Genomic DNA, 19,283 nt, shown 5'->3' on the forward strand with positions numbered 1-19,283 from the left:
TCGGAGCGGGTCGTCATGCTTCCTGCCGGTTCGAGTCGGCGACCGAGCACGAGCCCGATTCGGGCGCGTGCGCTGCCGGAGGCAAGGTGCTGTGGATCGGCGTCGCCAGGTCGCGCAACGGGGCGCCGGTTCCCGAGCGTCGCGCGGCGACGATCTCGGCGAGGATCGAGATCGCCGTCTCCTCAGGGGTCTCTGCGCCCAGGTCGAGGCCGAGCGGCGAGTGCAGCCGGGCGAGCTCATCGTCGGTCACCCCCTGTTCTCGCAGCAGTTGTGCGCGGCGCGCGACCGTGCGGCGCGCGCCCAGCGCGCCGACGAATGCCACGGGCAGCCGGAGCGCCTCGCGCAGGGCCGGCACGTCCTGTCGCTCGTCGTGCGTCAGCACGCAGATCGCGGTCCGAGGATCGAGCCGCGTCGAAACCTCGCGAAGGTACGCGTCGGGCGGTGCGATCACCAGGTCATCGGCATCCGGGAACCGCTCGGGCGTCACCAGCAGGCCCCACGCGTCGCACACCGTGACCGCGAAGCCACCGACCGCCGCCGCGCGGCACAGCGCCGCGGCGTAGTCGCCGGCGCCGAGGACGACCAGGCGAGGACGCGGCTGGTGCGACAGCGTCAGGATGCCGCCCTGCAGGCCGTCGACCGTGACGGGCACAAGACGGCCGAGGGATGCCGACCCGCCGGCGCCGTCCAGGGGTTCTGCCGAGATCACGAGGCCGACCGCGACCGGCTCGTCGCGCAGCACCGCCTCGAGTGCGTCGACGGCGAAAGCGTCGGACAGGCTCAGCGAGTACGCGATCACGTCGATCGCCCCGCCGCAGGCGAGGCCTGCCGCGTGGGCGTCGGCATCGCTGAAACCGAAGCGCGCCGTCGCCCCGCGACCCGTCGCGAGAGCCTGCACCGCCAGCAGGACGGCATCCGACTCGACGCACCCACCCGAGATCGACCCGATGACCTCGCCGCCTTCGGTCACGGCCATCGATGCCCCGGCACCGCGCGGCGCACTGCGCGAGACGCGCGTCACCGTCACAACCGCGATGCGTTCCCCCGCCCGCAGCCTCGGCAGCAGGTCGGCAGCCAACTCCAGCATGTGCATCACGCTAGCCGCCCTGTGTTACCGCCGCGCTACGCGGCCGTGACTCTGGCCGCGTTCCGTGTGGCGGTGCCGCGAGACCCACGCCGTGACCGGGCGGTCGGCTGGGCGGTGCGCGGTGCCCACGCCGTGACCGGGGCGGTCGGCTGGGCCGTGCCGCGGTGATTGCCGCCGCGCTAACGTCGACGGATGGCCGCCCTTCCGACCGCCTCGGTCTGCGGGCTCGTGCTCGCCGCGGGTGCCGGCACGCGCTTCGGCGGGCCGAAGGCGTTCGCGCGCACGCCGGACGGCACCCCGTGGCTCGCGCTCGCGGTGCGGATGCTGCAGGATGCCGGCTGCGGTCGCGTGCTGGTTGCGCTGGGCGCTTCCGCGGACGACGCGGCGGCGCTCGTCCCGCATCATGCACAGATCGTTCGCGTCGACGACTGGGCGGAGGGTCTGTCGGCGACGCTGCGAGCGGGATTGGGTGCCGCGTCCCGGGCGGATGCGGACGCCGTGCTCGTCACGCCGGTGGATACCCCGGACGCGCCCGTCGCCGCGGCGGCGCGCGTGCTCGCTGCCGCGGGCGGTGGTAGGGCCGCGCTGGCGCGGGCGACGTATGACGGCGAGCCGGGGCATCCCGTCCTCATCGGCGCCGAGCATTTCGCCGAGCTCGCTGCCTCTCTTGCCGGCGACCGGGGTGCCGGACCGTATCTGCGTGCGCACGGCGCGGTCGCGGTGGAGTGCGGCGACCTCTGGTCGGGAGCCGACATCGATTGGTCGGGAGCCGACATCGACCGCCGGTGAGGCCGGCCGGATTCAGCCGTCCTGCATCGCCGCGACGAGGTCCAATGATCCAATCACGACACCGGCGCGTCATGGTCGGTGATTAGCGTCGTCGACATGACCGAGAACACGACAACCGCAGACATCGTCGCCTCCTTCTTCGATAAGTATCGCCGCGCGCTGCTGGACCGCGATGCGAAGAGGGTCGCGCAGCTCTACGCCGTGCCGGCCCTCATCCTGTTCCCCGGCCAGTCGATCGCCGTTTCGGATGCCGCGCAGACCGAGAAGTTCTTCGCGTCCGCCTGGGACCAGTACGAGGGCGTCACCGACACCCGCACGGAGCTCGATGTCGTGGCGACGACGCCCGGCAGCGTCTGGGTGGATCTGACCTGGCACCACGACAACGGAGCCTCCGAGCGCCTGATGTATCAGCTGGTCCGCACCGAAGAGGACTGGCGCATCGCGGTGCTCACGCCGCTCGGCTGAGGTCAGCCGGCGGCCCTTCCTCCACAGGAGATCCGATTCCGGCGGTCTCCACAGGATCGGATTGGTTTCCTGATCTGGGACTTCATGGGCGCGGCGATGTCGGTGGCCCCCTTCAGAATGGAGGTATGAACAGCATCGCCGGCACCCTCGAGAAGGTCGGGGACGACCTCATCGGGATGGCCGGCGCGGCGTTCGCCGACGATGGCGCGCGGCTGTGGTCGGAGGCCGAGGTGCTGGAGGTCATGGCGGCCGCCGCGCGGGTGGTGCGTGCCGGAGAGGCGCTGCTGGTGGAGGCGACGGCGCAGGTCTGCGACAGGTCCGATAGCCGGTTGATCGCCGACCGGATGACGACCCGGTTCGGATGCCGGTCGATGAACGAGCTGGTGCAGCGGGTGACGCGGCGATCCAAGAGCGGAGCGTCGGACCTGGTGAAGGCGGCGCGTGCGGTGGTGCAGCCGGTCGCACTCACCTCCGGCGAGGTGCTGCCCGCGGCGCTGCCCGGCATGCGGGCGGCGCTCGCCGCGGCCGAAGTCGGCGTCGACGGCGTGGTGGCCGTCGCGGGTCCGCTTGTCGCGTGCGGAGCGGGTGTCGCGGCGATCCTCGCGGCCGATGAGGAGATCGCCGCATGCGCTCGGGGCGAGGGCGCGGACGCCGCACCGCCGGCATCCGCTGAAGATCTGCGCACGCTCGCGTTGGTGTGGGCTCTGTACCTGGATCAGGACGGCGCGGAGCCGCGCGAGGCGCGGGCGATGCGCAAGCGCGGGATCACGATCGGCCGTTGCCGGGACGGGCTGCACCCGGTCCGCGGGAACGTGGTCCCCGAACTGGCCGGTCAGCTGCAGCGCGCATTCGACAGTCTTCTCAACCCCAAGGTCGACGCGGCGCCGGTGCCGACCGGACCGCGTTTCGACGAACCACCGGGTCAGGCCGAGCGGATCGATGCGGATGACCCGCACTCGCCGCTGGTCGCCGAGGCTGACAACCGGACTCGTTCGCAGAAGCAGCACGACGCGCTCGCGAGCGTCCTGACGATCGCCGCGGGGGCGCTGCCCACCCTCGGCGGGTCCGCCCCGACTTTGGTCGTATCCGTGCGGGAGGAGGACTTCGCAGCGGGGCGCGGGTATGCGCACATCAGCGGGTGCGACGAACCGGTCTCCCTGGCCTCTGCCCGGCACGTCGCCTGCGCGGGCACCGTGCAGCGGGTCGTCTTCGACGCCAACGGGCGGGTCGTGTCGCTCGGGGTCATCGACCGGGTCTTCAATCACCATCAGCGCCGCGCGTTCGCGGTGCGCGACGGAGGGTGCCTCATTCCCGGCTGTCATGTGCCCGCGGAGTGGTGCGAAGTCCACCACGTCACGGAGCATGCCCGAGGTGGCCCGACCCACATCGACAACGGTGTGCTGCTGTGCTGGCATCACCATCGCACCCTCGACACCAGCGGGTGGGAGATTCGGATGCGCGACGAGATCCCCGAAGTCCGCGGCCCGTACTGGTGGGACCCGCTGCAGAAATGGCGGCGCGTGACGAAATCGCCTACGAGGATGCGTGACCGAATGGTGCGGCGGACATGACTCGCCTTTTCCCCGCGCCATCCCAGCTGCCAGTCGGGCCTTCGCCCACTCAGCTCTTGTAGACGACGTTCAGCGGCGGCTCGCCGGCCAGCATCCGGTCGATCTGGGTGCGGATGAGCCGAACCGTCCGCGGCTTCATCGCGCTGGAAGCCCCGCCGATGTGGGGGACCACGAGCGAGCCCGGCAGGCTCCACAGCGGGTGGTCCTCGGGCAGCGGCTCGGGATCGGTGACGTCGAGGGCGGACCGGATGCGGCCGCGGCGGACGTGGTCGACGAGGGCGTCGGTGTCGATCAGCGGACCGCGTCCGACGTTCACGACGAGGGCTCCGTCCGGAAGCGCCGACAGCACCGCATCGTCGACGATGTGCTTGGTCGACTCGCCTCCGGGCAGTGTCACGAGAAGGATCTCGGCGGAGGGCAGCAGCCCGGGCAGTTCGTCCACGCTGTGCACCGGCATCCCGTCTTCGATGCGAGCGCGGGAGGCGACCACCGTCAGCTCCACCTCGAACGGGGCGAGCCGCGCCGCCACCGCCTTGCCGACGCCGCCGTAGCCGAGCAGCAGGATGCGGCGGTCGGCGAGGCTCTGCGAGAACTCGGGCGCCCAGCGGTGCTCGTCCTGTGCGCGCACGTACGTGGGGATCCGGCGCTGCGCGGCGAGCGAGAGGGCGAGGGCGAGCTCGGCGGTCGAGGTCTCGTGCACCGACGAGGCGTTCGCGAAGACGTGGCCGGGCGGAAGGTGCTGCTCGATGCCCTCGTACCCGATCGACTGGCTCTGAACGAGCCGGGTCCGCACTTCGGCGAGGCGCGGGATCACCGTCGACATCGACATGTACGGGGGTACGACGATGTCGAGCGCGTCTCGCGGGGCCGGCGACTCCATGTCCCACACGAGCATCTCGACATCGTCGAGCTCGGGTTGCAGCGAGTCGGCCAGCTCCTGCGTCGGAACGGATACGACGAGCTTGGGGATGCCTCGGTTCACCCCTTCACGCTACCCCGCGGCCCGCGGCCGCCTCGGCGCGCTTATCGCTGCGGTCGTGCTTGCGGCGATACTGTCGGCGCGAGCTCTGAGGCTTGCGTGGAGGAGGCAGTCATGGTTCCCGAGATCAACTACTGGGCGGTGCTGATCGCGACCGCGTCCAGCATGGTCGTCGGATCGATCTGGTACGCGCCGAAGGTGTTCGGAACGCGCTGGGCCAAGCTCGCGGGCGTCGACATGGACCGCCCGGGTGCATCCGCCGTGCTGCCGATCATCATCACCGTGATCGTGAGCTTCATCACGGCGTGGGTGCTCGCCGGGGCGACGGCGATCGCATGGCACTTCTACGGCGGAGGCTTCCTGCTCTCGGCCGTCGCGACCGCGGTCGCGCTGTGGGCGGGCTTCACCGCGGCGCGCTTCATCACGCACGACGTGTTCGAGGGCAGGCCGTCGTCGCTGACCCTGATGAACATCGCGCACGAGGTCGTCACCGTGCTGATCATGGCGATCATCATCGGGGTGTGGCCGCCCGCCGGCACCGTCTAGCCGACGCTGCGCGGGCGGGATGCCCCGGTCGCTGAGCGAGCGAGCGAGACGGAACGCCCCGCCCCGGATGCCGCGCCTCAGGCCGCCGCGCCCACCACGGCCGAGATGGCGCTCGTGAAGAACGGGATACCGTCGACGCCCGAGCGCATCGCGGCCGGAGTGTCGGGGCCGAAGCCCTCCTCGACCGCGTGCTCGGGATGCGGCATGAGACCGACGACGTTGCCCTGCTCATTCGTCAGGCCCGCGATGTCGCGGAGCGATCCGTTGGGGTTCACGCCCAGGTAGCGGAAGGCCACGAGGCCTTCGCCCTCGAGCCGGTCGAGCTCGGACTCCGACGCGATGTACCCACCATCCGCGTTCTTCAGCGGGATCACGATCTCCTGGCCCTCGGCGAAGTCCGAGGTCCACGCGGTCGACGCGTTCTCGACCCGAAGCTTCTGGTCGCGGCGCACGAACTGCTGGTGCGCGTTGCGGATGAGCCCGCCCGGCAGCAGCTGCGCCTCGACCAGCATCTGGAAGCCGTTGCAGATGCCGAGGATCGGCATCCCGCCGGCCGCGGCATCCTTCACCTCGGCCATGATGGGCGCCAGCGCGGCGATCGCGCCGGCGCGCAGGTAGTCGCCGTAGCTGAAGCCGCCGGGGAGCACGAGTGCGTCGACGCCGTGCAGGTCGTGCGAACCGTGCCAGAGGGCGACGGGCTCGCCGCCGGCGACGCGGATCGCACGCTGCGCGTCGCGGTCGTCGAGCGAACCGGGAAAAGTGATGACGCCGATCCGCGGGGTCGCCGAACGGCTCACTCCACGACCTCGATGCCCACGACGTCCTCGATCACGGCGTTCGAGAGGATCTCGTCGGCGATCTCGCGAGCCTTGGCCAGGACATCCTCGCCGACCTCGCCCTCGACAGTGAGCTCGAAGCGCTTGCCGATGCGCACCGAGCTGAAGTCCGAGACGCCCAGACGCGAGAGGGCACCTGAGACGGCCTTGCCCTGCGGATCGAGCAGCTCGGCTTTGGGCATGACGTCGACGACGATGGTGGGCATATGAATTCTCCTGGCGGCCGCAGTCCGCAGCTATCGGTCGTTGAGCGACGAGCGCACCGAGGAGTCGAAACGCCGGATGTCGCGGGCGTGTCCGTCAAGTCTACGGCCGCGGCATCCGGGGTACTGATCGCCCTCCGCGCGACAGTCGTGACCGAACTGTGATGCGCTCATGGGAGCGCTCCCTTGACTTCGTGGGAGCGATCCCATAGCGTGATCGCCAGCCTGATGGGAACGCTCCCACGGCACGAGGACCGGGCACCCGGCTCGACCCCTCGACCTGCAACACAACCCTGACAACACAAAGGAGTGACAGTGAACTCACGTGCCTTCCGCAGGGGCGCCGTGGCTGTAGCCGCCCTCTCGGCTTCCGCCATCGTGCTCGCCGGCTGCGCGGGCGGGAGCGGCGACTCGCCGTCCGCCGACGAGCCGATCACGCTCACGCTCGCAACGTTCAACGACTTCGGTTACGACGACGAACTCCTCCAGGAGTACATGGATGAGAACCCGAACGTCAAGATCGTCCACAACAAGGCGGCCATCTCGGACGACGCTCGCGCGAACTTCTTCGCGAAGCTCGGCAAGGAGGGCCTGGCCGACATCGAAGCCGTCGAGGTCGACTGGTTCGCCGAGGCGATGCAGTACTCCGACCTGCTCGCCGAGGTGCCCGACAGCGCCAAGGGCCGTTGGGTCGACTGGAAGGAAGCGGCTGCGACCGACGGAGACGGACGTCTCGTGGGCTTCGGCACCGACATCGGCCCGCAGGCCGTCTGCTACCGCGCCGACCTGTTCCAGGCGGCGGGTCTGCCCTCGACGCCGGACGAGGTGGCCGCGGCCATCGACGGCGATTGGGACACGTTCTTCGATCTCGCCGACCAGTACAAGGCGGCCACCGGAAAGCCGATGATCGACGCGGCGAACGCGACGTTCCAGGGCATCATCAACCAGATCGAGTACGCCTACGACGAGCCCGACGGCACCGTCATCGCGACGACCAACGAAGAGCTTCGGGACGCCTACGACCTCGTCGTCGAGCGCGCGATCCCCAACTCCGCGTACGCCGCACAGTGGAGCGACGACTGGAACGCCTCGATGGCCAACGGCGAGTTCGCCGCGATGCTGTGCCCGCCGTGGATGCTCGGCATCATCTCGGGCAACGCGGCCGACGTCACCGGCTGGGAGGTCGCGAACGCATTCCCCAACGGCGGCGGCAACTGGGGCGGCTCGTACCTGACCATCCCGGCCAACGGCGCCAACGTCGAGGCGGCACTCGCCCTCGCCGACTGGCTGACCGCTCCGGAGCAGCAGGCCAAGACGTTCGTGAACGCCGGACAGTTCCCCAGCGCGCTCGACGCGCAGAGCGACCCGGCGATCGTCGACTCGACCAACGAGTTCTTCAACAACGCGCCGACCGGCCAGATCTTCTCGGAGCGCTCCGAGGCGATCACCGTGACGCCGTACAAGAGCGTGGACTACTTCAAGTACAACACCGCGCTCCAGGACGCCATCACCCGGGTCTTCGACGGCGTCGAAGACCAGGAGACGTCGTGGAACACGTTCGTGGCGCAGGTCGAAGCGTTCTGACGACCTGATCCCGAGTGCGGGCCGCGTCCCCTCGCGGCGCGGCCCGCACTCGCCTGAGATCCGACACCGCCGCCCCCGCCGATACGGAGCCACACGTGACCGCGACCGACACCCGCCGCCCCCGGACGTCACCGGGCTCGCGGCATCCACGGACGGAGCATGCCCCGCGCGTCCTGTCCTTCAGCCAGAAGCTGAGCAAGTGGGACCTGCGGCTCTCGCCGTACCTCTATATCTCGCCGTTCTTCGTCCTCTTCGCGATCGTCGGGCTCTTCCCGATCGTCTACACGGCCGTCATCTCGTTCCAGGAGTGGGACCTGGTGCGCAACTCCGGGACGTTCGTCGGGTTCGACCAGTACATCTGGATCCTCAGCCAGCCGGAGTTCTGGACGGCCCTGCGCAACACCTTCAGCATCTTCCTGCTCTCCTCGGTGCCGCAGCTGATCCTCGCGATCTTCATCGCGGCGATGCTCGACCGCAACATCCGCGCCAAGACCTTCTGGCGGATGAGCGTGCTGCTCCCCTTCGTCATGGCACCGGTGGCCGTCGCGTTGATCTTCAGCAACATGTTCGGCGACAACCACGGCCTCGTGAACAACATCCTCACCGACCTCGGCCTGAACCCGATCCCGTGGCACAAGGACCCGTTCTGGAGTCACGTCGCGATCGCGACGATGGTCAACTTCCGGTGGACCGGCTACAACGCCCTCATCCTCCTGGCTGCGATGCAGGCCGTGCCGCGCGACTACTACGAGGCGGCGACGGTCGACGGCGCCAACGCGTTCCGGCAGTTCTGGAGCATCACGCTCCCGTCGCTGAAGCCGACGCTGATCTTCGTCATCATCACATCGACGATCGGCGGCCTGCAGATCTTCGATGAGCCACGCATGTACGACCAGACCGGCCGCGGCGGCGCCGCGCAGCAATGGCTCACGATCACGCTGTACCTCTACAACATCGGCTGGGGCGAGTTCAACTTCGGGCGCGCCGCGGCGCTGGCCTGGATCCTGTTCCTCATCATCCTGATCATCGGCCTGATCAACCTGCTGATCACCCGCCGACTCGTGCGCGACGAAGGCGGTCGCGGCGAGATCAGGCCGCGCCGACGGACGGGAGTCCAGCGATGACCTCTCTCAGCACCCCGCCCCTCGCGATCGTGGAAGAGGGCATCCCGAACGCGGGTCGCCGGCGCCGCGGCGAGCGGACCACCCGCATCCGCGGTGTCCGAGCCGGCAAGTGGGTCTACCTCGGGCTGGGCGTCGTCGCCGTATCGGCGATCTTCCCCTACTACTGGTCGTTCCTGATCGGCTCGGGCAACGCCTCGACCATCAACGACCCCGACATGTCGTGGATTCCCGGAGGCAACTTCTTCGCCAACGCGCTCTCGGTCGTGAACGACCCCGCCGTCAACTTCTGGCTCGCGCTGTGGAACTCCATCTTCAGCTCCACCGTGATCGCGGCATCCGTCGTCGTCTTCTCCACGCTCGCGGGATGGGCCTTCGCGAAGCTGCGCTTCCGCGGCGGAAAGTGGCTGCTCGCGTTCGTTGTCGCGACGATGGCCGTGCCGATGCAGCTGGGAGTTGTGCCGCTGTACATCCTGTTCGCCGACCTCGGCTGGACCGGCCACATCGGGGCGATCATCGTCCCGTCGCTGACCAGCGCGTTCGGTGTGTTCTGGATGACGCAGTACCTGAGCCAGACGGTGCCCGACGAGCTGATCGAGGCGGCGCGCGTGGACGGTGCGTCCATGATCCGCACGTTCTGGACCGTGGGCGTCGTCGCGGCGCGGCCGGCCGCGGCGATGCTCTTCCTGTTCACGTTCGTCGGCGCGTGGAACCAGTTCTTCTGGCCGTTCATCGTGCTCGATCGTCAGTCACCGACGCTGCCGGTCGCGCTGTCGCTGCTGCAGTCGAACTACTTCGTGGACTACTCGATCGTGCTCGCGGGCGTGCTGCTCGCCACGATTCCGCTCCTGATCCTGTTCGCCTTCGCGGGCAGGCAGCTGGTCAGCGGCATCATGGCCGGGGCGGTGAAGGGCTGACATGACCGACATCCGTGAAGCCTCTGCCCGCGTGCCCGGAATCGCGGCGCGACCCTTTCCGCCCGACTTCCTGTTCGGCGCGGCGACGGCCGCGTACCAGATCGAGGGCGCCGCTCACGAGGGCGGTCGCCGCGATTCGATCTGGGACGCCTTCAGCCGGGTTCCCGGCGCCGTGATCAACTCCGACAACGGCGATGTCGCGTGCGACCACTATCACCGGTATCGCGACGACGTCGCGCTGATGAAGTCGATGGGGCTGCAGACGTACCGCTTCTCCACCTCGTGGTCGCGGGTGCGCCCCGACGGCGGAGCGCTCAATCCCGAAGGCGTGGACTTCTACCGGCGCCTGGTCGACGAGCTGCTGGATGCCGGCATCCTGCCTTGGCTGACGCTGTACCACTGGGATCTTCCTCAAGCGCTGCAGGAGCGGGGGGGCTGGACGGTCCGCGACACCGCCGACCGGTTCACCGAGTACGCGCTGGACATGCACGACGCGCTCGGCGACCGGGTGGACGTGTGGACCACGCTCAATGAGCCGTGGTGCTCGTCGTTCCTCAGCTACACCGCGGGCGTGCACGCCCCGGGGCACTACAGCAGAAGCGAGGGGATGCTGGCTGCCCATCATCTTCTGCTGGGCCACGGTCAGGTGGTGCGTGAGCTGCGCAGCCGCGACGCCTCGCTGAACCTCGGCATCACCCTCAACCTCACCGTCGCCGACCCGGTCGACGCGGCTGATCCCGCGGACGTGGACGCGGCGCGCCGTATCGACGGGCAGTTCAACCGGTGGTTCCTCGACCCGATCTTCCGGGGGCGGTATCCGCACGACATCTTCGGCGAGATCGCCGACGGCGCCCTCCGCGCCGCGATCCTTCCCGGTGACCTCGAGGCAATTTCGACCCCGATCGACACCCTCGGGGTGAACTACTACCACGGCGAGTACGTCGGCGGGCAGGCGCCCGAGGTACCGCCGACCGCGGGCGAGGCGCCCACGGATCGTCGCGGTGAGTCGCCGTTCCCCTCGTCGGAGGGCATCCACTGGCACGAGCGCGGGCTGCCCCGCACCCCGATGAACTGGGAGGTGCAGCCGGAGGGCCTGACGCGCCTGCTCGTGCGAGTGTCTGAGGAGTACGCGCAACCGGCCGGGACATCGCTCGTGGTGACCGAGAACGGCGCGGCCTACGACGACGAGCCGGTGCTCGAGCAGGGCGTCGTCCGGGTGCACGACCGGGACCGTGTGGACTTCGTGCGGGAGCACCTCGGGGCGATCCTCGACGCGGTGGATGCCGGCGTCGACGTCCGCGGCTACTTCTACTGGTCGCTGCTCGACAACTTCGAGTGGGCGTGGGGGTACGAGAAGCGATTCGGTATTGTGCGAGTCGACTACGAGTCGCAGGAACGCTCGATCAAGGACAGTGGCCGGGAGTACGCCCGCATCATCGCGGAGCGCGCGCTCGACGGCCCGTCCACGGCGGCTGGGGCGGCCGTCTCGTAGTTCCCGAGGAAGGCACGCAATGGTGGAGACGCACGCGCACACTCTGGGAGCGGTCGTCACGATCGAGGAGGTCGCGGCGGCCGCCGGCGTCTCGCGCTCGACGGTGTCGCGCGTGGTGAACGGGTCGACCGCCGTCAGCCCGAGCGCGCTCGAGGCGGTTCAGCGCGCGATCGCCGAGCTGAACTACGTGCCCAATCGGGCCGCACGCTCGCTGGCGAGCCGCCAGACGCACGCGATCGCACTGGTGGTTCCCGAAGACACGACTCGGTTCTTCGGCGACCCGTTCTTCGCGGCGATCGTCTCGGGGATCAACGCGCGCATCAGCAGGTCGGACTACGTCCTGAACCTCTTCATCGCCAGCGACGACCCGGGCGACAAGACCACGAGCTACCTGCGCAGCGGAAGCGTCGACGGGGCCATCGTCGTCTCGCACCACACCAGCGACTCGTTCATCGACCGGATCGCGGCGGCCGTGCCCGTCGTCTACGGCGGGCGGCCGGTGCGCGAGCGCGAGCGCGACTACTACGTCGACGTCGACAACGTGCGCGGCGGCCGGGATGCCACGGCCTACCTGATCGAGCGGGGTCACCGCCGCATCGCGACGATCACCGGACCGCTGACCATGCCCGCCGGCATCGACCGTCTACAGGGCTACCGCCAGGCGATGGCCGCGGCAGGACTCGCCGAGGGAATCGTCGAGGACGGCAACTTCACGGCGGACGGAGGCGCCGCGGCGATGGCGCGCGTCCTGGAGAGGGAGGAGCGGCCCGACGCGATCTTCATCGCGAGCGATCTGATGGCCCGCGGTGCCCTGGCCGTGCTCGCGCCCGGCGGCATCCGCGTGCCCGACGACATCGCGATCATCGGCTTCGACGACTCGCCGGTGGCGACATCCGTCTCACCGCAGCTGACGACCGTGCGCCAGCCGTCGTTCGCGCAGGGTGAGGGCATGGCCGATGTGCTCCTCGACCTGCTGTCCGGGCGCGACCCGCAGCACGTGACGGTGCTGGAGACGGAGCTCGTGGTCCGCGCCTCGGCCTGACGCGACGAATTGCCTCGGCCGCCGCAAGTCAGCGGTCCGACACGGTCGCGTGGATCCGGTTGGCCCACGGATCGTCGAACGACAGGGTGCGCCCGTCATCCGCCACCGCGAAACCGTGGTCGCGCAGGCGCTCGCTGAGCGCGCCCACTGCGTCGGAGTCCGGCAGGGCCAGGTCGACGCGGCCGAGGCCGAGCGCCGGCATCCGCGGTCCCGCGCCGCGCGAGTTCCACACGTTCATGGCCATGTGGTGGTGGTACCCGCCGGCGCTCACGAACACGGCCTGGTTTCCCATCGCCGCGGTCTCGTCGAAGCCGAGCGCGTCGACGTAGAAGGCGCGGGCGGTCGCGACATCCCCCACCGACAGATGAACGTGACCGACGGATGCCGCATCCTGCGCCGTCGCACCGCCGGCCGCCTCTTCAGTGAGGTGCTCCGCGAGAAAGGCATTCGGATCGAGGTACAGCGTGGCCATCTCGATCTGGCCGTGCGTCCACGACCACTCGGTGCGCGCGCGGTCCCAGTACAGCTCGATCCCGTTGCCCTCGGGGTCGGTGAAGTAGAACGCCTGGCTGACGAGGTGGTCGGCCGACCCGGTGAACGTGCCCGGCGCCGATCGTGCGACCGAGTAGAGCGCCGCGGCGAGCGCCGCCTGCGTCTCGAACAGGATCGCGGTGTGGAACAGCCCCGCCGAGCCCGGAGACGCGTGGCGCAGGGACGGTTCGTGGCGGAGGATCACGATGGGCCGCCCGGCCCGGCCGAGCGTGACCGTGTCGCCCTCGGCGGCCAGCACCTCGAGTGTGACGACATCCCGGTAGTAGCGGGTCATCCCGTCGAGGTCGCCGACGAGCAGCGTGACCGCGCCCATCGCAGTGTCGGATGCGAGCCTGCTGACCGAGCTCGCGAGTCTTTCATTCATGTGCATACACAACGCGCGACGTCAGCCGCGCATTCCTCAAGATGTCAGGCGCTCCAGCAGTTCGAGGTAGCGGGCGGCGGTCCGCTCCACGATCTCCCCGGGCAGCTCGGGCGGCGCTCCCTGCTTGTCCCAGTGAGCCGCCAGCCAGTCACGGACGATCTGCTTGTCGAAGCTCGCCATCCGCTCGGACGGCGTCGAGCCGGATGCCCACGTCGCGGCATCCCAGTACCGCGACGAATCGCTCGTGAGCACCTCGTCCGCGAGAGTCATCACTCCGGCGTCGTCGAGCCCGAATTCGAACTTCGTGTCGGCGAGGATCAGCCCCTTCGCCTCCGCCGTACGCGCGGCGCGCTCGTACACCTCCAGCGACAGGTCGCGCAGCTCGTGAGCGCGCGCTTCGCCGACCAGCTCGATCGTGCGCTCGAACGAGATGTTCTCATCGTGCTCGCCCATCGGCGCCTTGAACGCCGGCGTGTAGATCGGAGCGGGCAGCCGATCGCCGTTCTCCAGTCCGGCGGACAGTCGGATGCCGCACACCGTGCCGCTTTCGCGGTATTCGGCCCATCCCGATCCGGTGAGATAGCCGCGCACCACGCATTCGATGGGCTGCATGTCGAGTCTCTTCACGACCATCGCGCGGCCGGCGACCTGGGTCGGAATCAGCTCGCGCACCGCGTCGGCGCTGAGCACGTGGTCGGCGACCAGGTGGTTCGGGATGCCGCGTCCGCCGTCCCCGCCGGCGAGCTGGTCGAACCACCAGAGGCTGAGCGTGGTCAGCAAGACGCCCTTGCCGGGAATCCCGGGCTCGAGCACCGAATCGAACGCGCTCACCCGGTCGCTCGCCACCACCAGCATCCGCTCTTCGGCCCCTGAAGGGGTCGAGCCGTCGGCCGGGACGTAGAGGTCGCGCACCTTGCCGGAGTAAACGTGGCGCCAGCCGGGCAGCGTGAGGGGAGAGGTCACCCGCCCATTATCCCGTTGCGACGACGGATGCCGCCGCCCGCCGTCGCAGCCAGGGCGTGATGTCGTCGAGGAAGGCGAACGCCTCGGTGATCAGCTCTGCGCATACGCCTTCGCGAACGCGTCGGCATCGGCAGCCATGGCCTTCACAGTGACGGGCAAGTGTATAGTCCATATGGACTAATCGATGCGGAGCATCACCGAATGAAGGATGCCGTCGCCGCGCTCACGCCGCTCGGCTTGATCGTGCTCGCGCTGCTCGAAGAGGGCGACATGCACCCGTACGAGATGATGCGGCTCCTGCGCCAGCGCCGAGAAGATCGCCTCGTCACGATCACCAACGGCACGATGTACCACACCGTCGCCCGGCTGGAGCGGGCGGGCCTCCTGGCCGAAGTGGGCGTCGACCGTGACGGGAACCGTCCGGAGCGCACCACCTACGCGGTGACCGCGTCGGGCCGCGACGCCGTCGGCGAGTGGATCCGCCGCGAGCTGGGCCGGATCGACCACCCCGCCCAGTTCCGCATCGCGCTCGCCGAGGCGCACAACCTCGACCGGCTCGAGGTCGTCGAGCTGCTGCGCGAACGTCGCGGTGCGCTCGCCGAGCAGCACCTGCTCCACCTCGCCGGACGAGGAAGCGCATCGGAGCGCGGCGTCCCCGAACAGTTCCTCGTCGAGCTCGAGCGCGAGGTCGCACTGATCGAGGCCGAGCTGCGATGGATGGACGACCTGATCACGCGACTCGAGGACCATGCCTTCCCGTGGGGGCCGCACGAGCTCCCCGCGCACACCGAGCGCTATCTCGACGACCGAAAGGCCGCACGACCATGACCCAGCAGAACACCCGCCGCGCGGCATCCACCGCCTCGACCGATCGTCCCGGGCGGAGTCCGTGGCCGGCCCTGTGGGCGCTGGTCATCGGGTTCTTCATGATCCTCGTGGACACGACGATCGTGTCGGTGGCCAACCCGGCGATCAAGGCGGCGCTGGACCCCGACACGGCCAACCTCGACAACGTGGTGTGGGTGACGTCGGCCTATCTGCTGGCCTACTCGGTGCCGCTGCTCATCACCGGGCGCCTGGGCGACCGCTTCGGGCCGAAGCGGATCTATCTCGTGGGGCTGGTGATCTTCACGCTCGCCTCGCTGTGGTGCGGGCTGTCGGGCAGCCTCGAAGCGCTGATCATCGCGCGCGCCGTGCAGGGCCTCGGTGCCGCGCTCATGACGCCGCAGACGATGGCCGTCATCACCCGGACCTTCCCGCCCGACCGCCGGGGCGCGGCGATGGGCCTGTGGGGCGCGACCGCCGGCGTCGCAACCCTGGTCGGGCCGCTCGCAGGCGGACTGCTGGTCGACGGCTTCGGCTGGGAGTGGATCTTCTTCATCAATGTCCCGGTCGGCGTGATCGCGTTCGTCATGGCGTGGATCTTCGTGCCCGATCTGCCGACGCACGCGCACCGGTTCGACATCCTCGGTGTCTTCCTCAGCGCGATCGGTCTGTTCCTCATCGTGTTCGGTCTGCAGGAAGGCGAGCACTACGACTGGGGTCCGATCTGGGGTCCGATCACGGTATGGATGGTCATCATCGCGGGCGTCCTCGTGATGGGTGTCTTCATCTGGACGCAGGCCCGCACCAAGAATGAGCCGCTCGTGCCGCTCGAGCTGTTCCGGGACCGCAACTTCGCCTTCTCGAACCTCGCGATCGCGACGGTCGGGTTCACGGTCACGAGCATGTCCCTCCCGCTGATGTTCTACGTGCAGCTGGCGCGCGGGCTTTCGCCGACCCAGTCGGCGCTCCTGCTGATTCCGATGGCCCTGCTGACCGGGGTGCTCGCCCCCTTCGCCGGGAAGCTTCTCGATCGCACCGACCCGCGCTTCCTGCTCGTGCCCGGCCTGCTGCTCGTCGCCGGATCGCTGCTCTGGTACTCGACGCTCATGAATGCCGATACGCCGATCTGGGTGTTCCTCTTCCCCTCCGCCATGATGGGCATCGGCAACGCCGGCATGTGGGGGCCGCTCGCCACCACCGCGACCCGCAACCTGCCCATGAGCCAGGCGGGTGCCGGTGCAGGCATCTACAACACGACTCGGACGATCGGATCGGTTCTCGGCTCGGCGGCGATCGCCGCGTTCATGCAGAGCCGCCTCGAGGCGAACCTCCCGGGCACCGGCGGCGGTGACTTCGGCACAGGAGGAGCGCTGCCCGACTTCGTGGTCGACGGCTTCTCGACCGCGATGGCGCAGGCCATCCTGCTGCCCGCGTCGGCCCTGCTGGTCGGTGTGATCGCGGTGCTCTTCCTGCGCCGGGCGAAGGCCTCGGGCATGGCGGAGTGGCATGCGGCGAACGCCGAGCTGGCGGCGGAGGCCGCGCAGGATGAGGCCGCGCGAAGCCGCAGGAGCGACTGAGCGGCCTACTCGTCGGGGTCGAACGGATCGATCGGCGCGTGGTGGTCGAAGGCCACCACGCCCCGACGCCAGTAGCCGCTGAGCTGCGCCTGAGCGGCCGACAGGCCGAGCGTCCGGCGCAGGTACCGGCGCACCGGGACGAGAGCCGACGCCTCGCCGGCCGCCCACACGTAGACGCCTTCACCGATCGGCGCCAGCTGCTCGACAGCCGACAAGACGGTCCGGCCGCCGGCATCCGGAGCCACGATGTGTACCTGGATGTCGACGCCGGGCACGCTGCCGAGGTATGCGGCGACCCAGTCGCCGGATCCCGGAACGGCCGCGATGACCTCCGCGCGGGTGCCTGAGGGCACGTCGCGGACCCAGCGGCTGACCGACGGCAGCGAAGTCTCGTCGCAGAGGAGCAGGATGCCGTCGATGTCCTGCGGCGCCCGCCTGGACCCGCGAGGGCCGAGGATCACGAGCTCGTCGCCCGGGCGCGCGGACTGGGCCCACGCTGAGGCGGGACCCGGATCGGGGTGGACGAAGAAGTCCAGATCCAGTTCGATGCCGGCACCGGTGGCACGCGGGAGCGGTGTGAAGTCGCGCGAGATCGAGCCGCGGTCGGGACGCATGATCCCGTCCTCACCGGGGCCGACGGGGCTGGGGGCGATGAGCTCGCCCGTCTCGGGATCAGGGAAGAAGACCTTCACGTGGTCCGCCGGACCCGCGCTGGTGAAGTCCGCGAACTCCGGTCCGGACACCGTCACCCGCACCAGGGGCGGAGCGACGTGTTCGACGCGCAGGACGGTGGCGCTGCGCGCAGTGAAGCGGTTGCGCCCGCCCTCCCGCGCGAAACGGCCGGCGTCCGGATCGCGACGGCCGGCAAGTCGAACCTCGGGAACAGTCGCATCGCTCATGGTTCCAGCCAACCACAGCCGGACCGGCGGCGATCGGCCCCTGCCTAGCCAGTCGGGGTCAGGTAGTGGTCGAGGAGGTACCGGGCGATCGCGATCGACGAGGTCGCCGCGGGCGACGGGGCGTTGCGAAGCACGGTGACGGGTCCGACCTGATCGACTGCGAAGTCGTCCAGCAGCTCACCGGTCCGGCCCCACGCCTGGGCTCGCACGCCGGCGGCGCTCTTGTGTTCCAGGTCCGACATCTTCAGCTCCGGCACGAATCGGCGCGCCTTCTGGAAGTACAGCGGCTTGATCAGCGACCCGCTGATCTCATCGACGCCCATCCGCCAGTGCTGTTTCGCAAGCGGCCAAGCCCCCGGCCACCGGACAGATTCCCAGGTGTCCTTCACGGAGATCTGAAGCCAGGTGTACCCCTCGCGGGACAGGGCCGGCACCGCGTTGGGTCCGACGTGCACGTTGTCGTAGACCCCGCGGGTGAAGTGCACCCCGAGGAACGGGAACCGCGGATCGGGCACCGGGTAGATCATCCCCCGAACGAGGTCCGTGCGTTCGGGTGCGAGCTCCCAATACTCGCCGCGGAACGGCAGGATCTTCGGCGACGGGTCCGCGCCGACCAGATGGGCGACGATATCGGACTGCAGGCCGGCGCACGCGATCACCCGGTCGAACGCGTGCTCGCCGAGCGGCGTGATCACCCGCACCCTGCCGTTCTCCAGACGGATGCCGGTCACCTCGCTGTGCAGCAGGATCCGTCCACCCGCTGCACGCACGTCCTGCGCCATCGCATCGGTGATCGCCACGTAGTCCACGGCTGCCGTGTGCGGTGAATGGACCGCCGCGATGCCGGCCACATGGGGCTCGATCTCGCGCAGGCGGGCGACGTCGTCGATGCGTGCGAGGTCGGGGACGCCGTTGGCGATGGAGCGGCGTTCGATCTCGGCGAGGGCGTCGAGTTCGGTCTCGTCGACCGCGACGACGAGCTTGCCGACCTCTCGGTAGGGCAGCCCCTTCTGCTCGCAGAATTCGCGGATCGAGACCCTCCCGGCAGCGCACAGCGTCGCCTTCAGCGAGCCGGGCTTGTAATACAGCCCGGCATGCACGACCCCGGAGTTGTTCCCGGTCTGATGCTGCGCGAGCCGCCCCTCCTTCTCCAGGACCGTCACCTCACCGGCGCCATCCTGCGACAGCGCGCGTGCCAGCGCGATACCGACGATCCCGCCGCCGATGATCCCGATCTCGGCGGTGCCCGCGTGCGGAAGGGTCACTGCACGCTCCCCGTGTTGGACGCGAAACCCTCCGAAACGCGCGAAACCCTCCGACAGGAGCGCTGATTTCGGAGGGTTTCGTTCATCTCGGAGGGTTTCGCGGCTGCGGGGGAGCTGCGGCTAGTCCTCGACCACGCGCAGCGCGATGTCGGTGCGGTACCGGCCGCCCTCGAGCTCGATCTCGGCGAGGCCGCGATAGGCGCGGT

General features: G+C 69.5%; 19 protein-coding genes. 11 read left to right on the forward strand and 8 right to left on the reverse strand.

The genetic code is table 11. The features are described from left to right. Positions 1–13: 13 nt before the first annotated feature. On the reverse strand, positions 14–1,087 hold the full coding sequence (locus tag VFX99_RS03105) for an XdhC family protein (RefSeq protein ID WP_329664853.1): 1,074 nt from the start codon (positions 1,085–1,087) through the stop codon (positions 14–16). 192 nt (positions 1,088–1,279) lie between these two features. Here VFX99_RS03105 and VFX99_RS03110 point away from each other — a divergent pair, with 192 nt between their 5' ends. The 3 genes from VFX99_RS03110 (at position 1,280) to VFX99_RS03120 (ending at position 3,912) form a co-directional block, all read left to right on the forward strand. Further along, positions 1,280–1,876, forward strand: a complete 597-nt coding sequence (locus VFX99_RS03110) for a nucleotidyltransferase family protein (protein WP_329664854.1) — start codon at positions 1,280–1,282, stop codon at positions 1,874–1,876. A 96-nt stretch (positions 1,877–1,972) separates the two neighbouring features. Further along, positions 1,973–2,341: a nuclear transport factor 2 family protein gene (locus tag VFX99_RS03115; RefSeq protein WP_329664855.1), complete on the forward strand. Its 369-nt coding sequence runs from the start codon at positions 1,973–1,975 to the stop codon at positions 2,339–2,341. Positions 2,342–2,466: 125 nt separating this feature from the next. After that, a complete protein-coding gene (locus tag VFX99_RS03120; protein WP_329664856.1) occupies positions 2,467–3,912 on the forward strand; it encodes an HNH endonuclease signature motif containing protein in 1,446 nt (481 codons plus the stop codon). Positions 3,913–3,961: 49 nt separating this feature from the next. Here the strand turns inward: VFX99_RS03120 and VFX99_RS03125 are convergent, their stop codons facing one another. After that, entirely contained in the window at positions 3,962–4,894 is a 933-nt protein-coding gene (locus VFX99_RS03125; protein ID WP_329664857.1) for a 2-hydroxyacid dehydrogenase, read from the reverse strand. A 111-nt stretch (positions 4,895–5,005) separates the two neighbouring features. Between VFX99_RS03125 and VFX99_RS03130 the strand changes: the two genes are divergently transcribed. After that, positions 5,006–5,437: a DUF1761 domain-containing protein gene (locus VFX99_RS03130; RefSeq protein ID WP_329664858.1), complete on the forward strand. Its 432-nt coding sequence runs from the start codon at positions 5,006–5,008 to the stop codon at positions 5,435–5,437. Between the two features lie 77 nt (positions 5,438–5,514). Here the strand turns inward: VFX99_RS03130 and purQ are convergent, their stop codons facing one another. Both purQ and purS read right to left on the reverse strand, forming a co-directional pair. Continuing rightward, positions 5,515–6,234 carry a phosphoribosylformylglycinamidine synthase subunit PurQ gene (gene purQ, locus VFX99_RS03135; RefSeq protein WP_329664859.1) on the reverse strand — a complete coding sequence of 240 codons (720 nt, stop codon included), beginning with the start codon at positions 6,232–6,234 and terminating at the stop codon, positions 5,515–5,517. Continuing rightward, entirely contained in the window at positions 6,231–6,479 is a 249-nt protein-coding gene (purS, locus tag VFX99_RS03140; RefSeq protein ID WP_329664860.1) for a phosphoribosylformylglycinamidine synthase subunit PurS, read from the reverse strand. The genes purQ and purS overlap by 4 nt, the downstream gene beginning before the upstream one ends. A 312-nt stretch (positions 6,480–6,791) precedes the next feature. Between purS and VFX99_RS03145 the strand changes: the two genes are divergently transcribed. From VFX99_RS03145 to VFX99_RS03165, 5 genes are all read left to right on the forward strand, one after another. Continuing rightward, complete coding sequence (locus VFX99_RS03145) at positions 6,792–8,060, forward strand: ABC transporter substrate-binding protein (RefSeq protein WP_329664861.1); 1,269 nt, start codon at positions 6,792–6,794, stop codon at positions 8,058–8,060. A 95-nt stretch (positions 8,061–8,155) separates the two neighbouring features. Beyond that, positions 8,156–9,184, forward strand: a complete 1,029-nt coding sequence (locus VFX99_RS03150; protein WP_329664862.1) for a sugar ABC transporter permease — start codon at positions 8,156–8,158, stop codon at positions 9,182–9,184. After that, positions 9,181–10,098, forward strand: coding sequence for a carbohydrate ABC transporter permease (locus tag VFX99_RS03155; protein WP_329664863.1), 918 nt, complete (start codon positions 9,181–9,183; stop codon positions 10,096–10,098). Before VFX99_RS03150 ends, VFX99_RS03155 begins: the two co-directional genes overlap by 4 nt. 1 nt (position 10,099) lies before the next feature. After that, positions 10,100–11,590 carry a GH1 family beta-glucosidase gene (locus tag VFX99_RS03160; protein WP_329664864.1) on the forward strand — a complete coding sequence of 497 codons (1,491 nt, stop codon included), beginning with the start codon at positions 10,100–10,102 and terminating at the stop codon, positions 11,588–11,590. 19 nt (positions 11,591–11,609) lie between these two features. Continuing rightward, positions 11,610–12,632 carry a LacI family DNA-binding transcriptional regulator gene (locus VFX99_RS03165; RefSeq protein ID WP_329664865.1) on the forward strand — a complete coding sequence of 341 codons (1,023 nt, stop codon included), beginning with the start codon at positions 11,610–11,612 and terminating at the stop codon, positions 12,630–12,632. Positions 12,633–12,660: 28 nt separating this feature from the next. Here the strand turns inward: VFX99_RS03165 and VFX99_RS03170 are convergent, their stop codons facing one another. Both VFX99_RS03170 and VFX99_RS03175 read right to left on the reverse strand, forming a co-directional pair. After that, on the reverse strand, positions 12,661–13,548 hold the full coding sequence (locus VFX99_RS03170; protein ID WP_329664866.1) for a VOC family protein: 888 nt from the start codon (positions 13,546–13,548) through the stop codon (positions 12,661–12,663). 36 nt (positions 13,549–13,584) lie between these two features. Beyond that, entirely contained in the window at positions 13,585–14,511 is a 927-nt protein-coding gene (locus VFX99_RS03175) for a phosphoribosylaminoimidazolesuccinocarboxamide synthase (protein WP_329664867.1), read from the reverse strand. 201 nt (positions 14,512–14,712) lie between these two features. On the opposite strand from VFX99_RS03175, the gene VFX99_RS03180 reads away from it, so the two are divergent. Next, the gene (locus tag VFX99_RS03180; protein ID WP_329664868.1) at positions 14,713–15,339 is read left to right on the forward strand and encodes a PadR family transcriptional regulator; all 627 of its coding nucleotides are present in this window, start codon (positions 14,713–14,715) and stop codon (positions 15,337–15,339) included. Further along, on the forward strand, positions 15,336–16,913 hold the full coding sequence (locus VFX99_RS03185) for a DHA2 family efflux MFS transporter permease subunit (RefSeq protein WP_329664869.1): 1,578 nt from the start codon (positions 15,336–15,338) through the stop codon (positions 16,911–16,913). The genes VFX99_RS03180 and VFX99_RS03185 overlap by 4 nt, the downstream gene beginning before the upstream one ends. Positions 16,914–16,918: 5 nt before the next feature. Here VFX99_RS03185 and VFX99_RS03190 read toward each other — a convergent pair whose 3' ends face one another. Together VFX99_RS03190 and lhgO are read right to left on the reverse strand one after the other, a co-directional pair. Then, positions 16,919–17,812, reverse strand: coding sequence for a siderophore-interacting protein (locus VFX99_RS03190; protein WP_329664870.1), 894 nt, complete (start codon positions 17,810–17,812; stop codon positions 16,919–16,921). Positions 17,813–17,856: 44 nt separating this feature from the next. After that, positions 17,857–19,077 carry an L-2-hydroxyglutarate oxidase gene (lhgO, locus tag VFX99_RS03195; RefSeq protein WP_329664871.1) on the reverse strand — a complete coding sequence of 407 codons (1,221 nt, stop codon included), beginning with the start codon at positions 19,075–19,077 and terminating at the stop codon, positions 17,857–17,859. Between the last annotated feature and the right edge of the window lie 206 nt (positions 19,078–19,283).

Origin of the sequence: Microbacterium sp. (assembly GCF_036277215.1) — a bacterium.
In the GTDB taxonomy this organism is placed as follows: domain Bacteria; phylum Actinomycetota; class Actinomycetes; order Actinomycetales; family Microbacteriaceae; genus Microbacterium.

Coding starts and splice junctions, on each gene's coding strand:
- VFX99_RS03185 (WP_329664869.1), top strand. CDS start 15,336: ATGACCCAGCAGAACACCCGCCGCGCGGCATCCACCGCCTCGACCGAT.
- VFX99_RS03170 (WP_329664866.1), bottom strand. CDS start 13,548: ATGAATGAAAGACTCGCGAGCTCGGTCAGCAGGCTCGCATCCGACACT.
- VFX99_RS03105 (WP_329664853.1), bottom strand. CDS start 1,087: ATGCTGGAGTTGGCTGCCGACCTGCTGCCGAGGCTGCGGGCGGGGGAA.
- VFX99_RS03110 (WP_329664854.1), top strand. CDS start 1,280: ATGGCCGCCCTTCCGACCGCCTCGGTCTGCGGGCTCGTGCTCGCCGCG.
- purS (WP_329664860.1), bottom strand. CDS start 6,479: ATGCCCACCATCGTCGTCGACGTCATGCCCAAAGCCGAGCTGCTCGAT.
- VFX99_RS03155 (WP_329664863.1), top strand. CDS start 9,181: ATGACCTCTCTCAGCACCCCGCCCCTCGCGATCGTGGAAGAGGGCATC.
- VFX99_RS03115 (WP_329664855.1), top strand. CDS start 1,973: ATGACCGAGAACACGACAACCGCAGACATCGTCGCCTCCTTCTTCGAT.
- VFX99_RS03190 (WP_329664870.1), bottom strand. CDS start 17,812: ATGAGCGATGCGACTGTTCCCGAGGTTCGACTTGCCGGCCGTCGCGAT.
- VFX99_RS03160 (WP_329664864.1), top strand. CDS start 10,100: ATGACCGACATCCGTGAAGCCTCTGCCCGCGTGCCCGGAATCGCGGCG.
- VFX99_RS03180 (WP_329664868.1), top strand. CDS start 14,713: ATGAAGGATGCCGTCGCCGCGCTCACGCCGCTCGGCTTGATCGTGCTC.
- VFX99_RS03165 (WP_329664865.1), top strand. CDS start 11,610: ATGGTGGAGACGCACGCGCACACTCTGGGAGCGGTCGTCACGATCGAG.
- VFX99_RS03130 (WP_329664858.1), top strand. CDS start 5,006: ATGGTTCCCGAGATCAACTACTGGGCGGTGCTGATCGCGACCGCGTCC.
- VFX99_RS03120 (WP_329664856.1), top strand. CDS start 2,467: ATGAACAGCATCGCCGGCACCCTCGAGAAGGTCGGGGACGACCTCATC.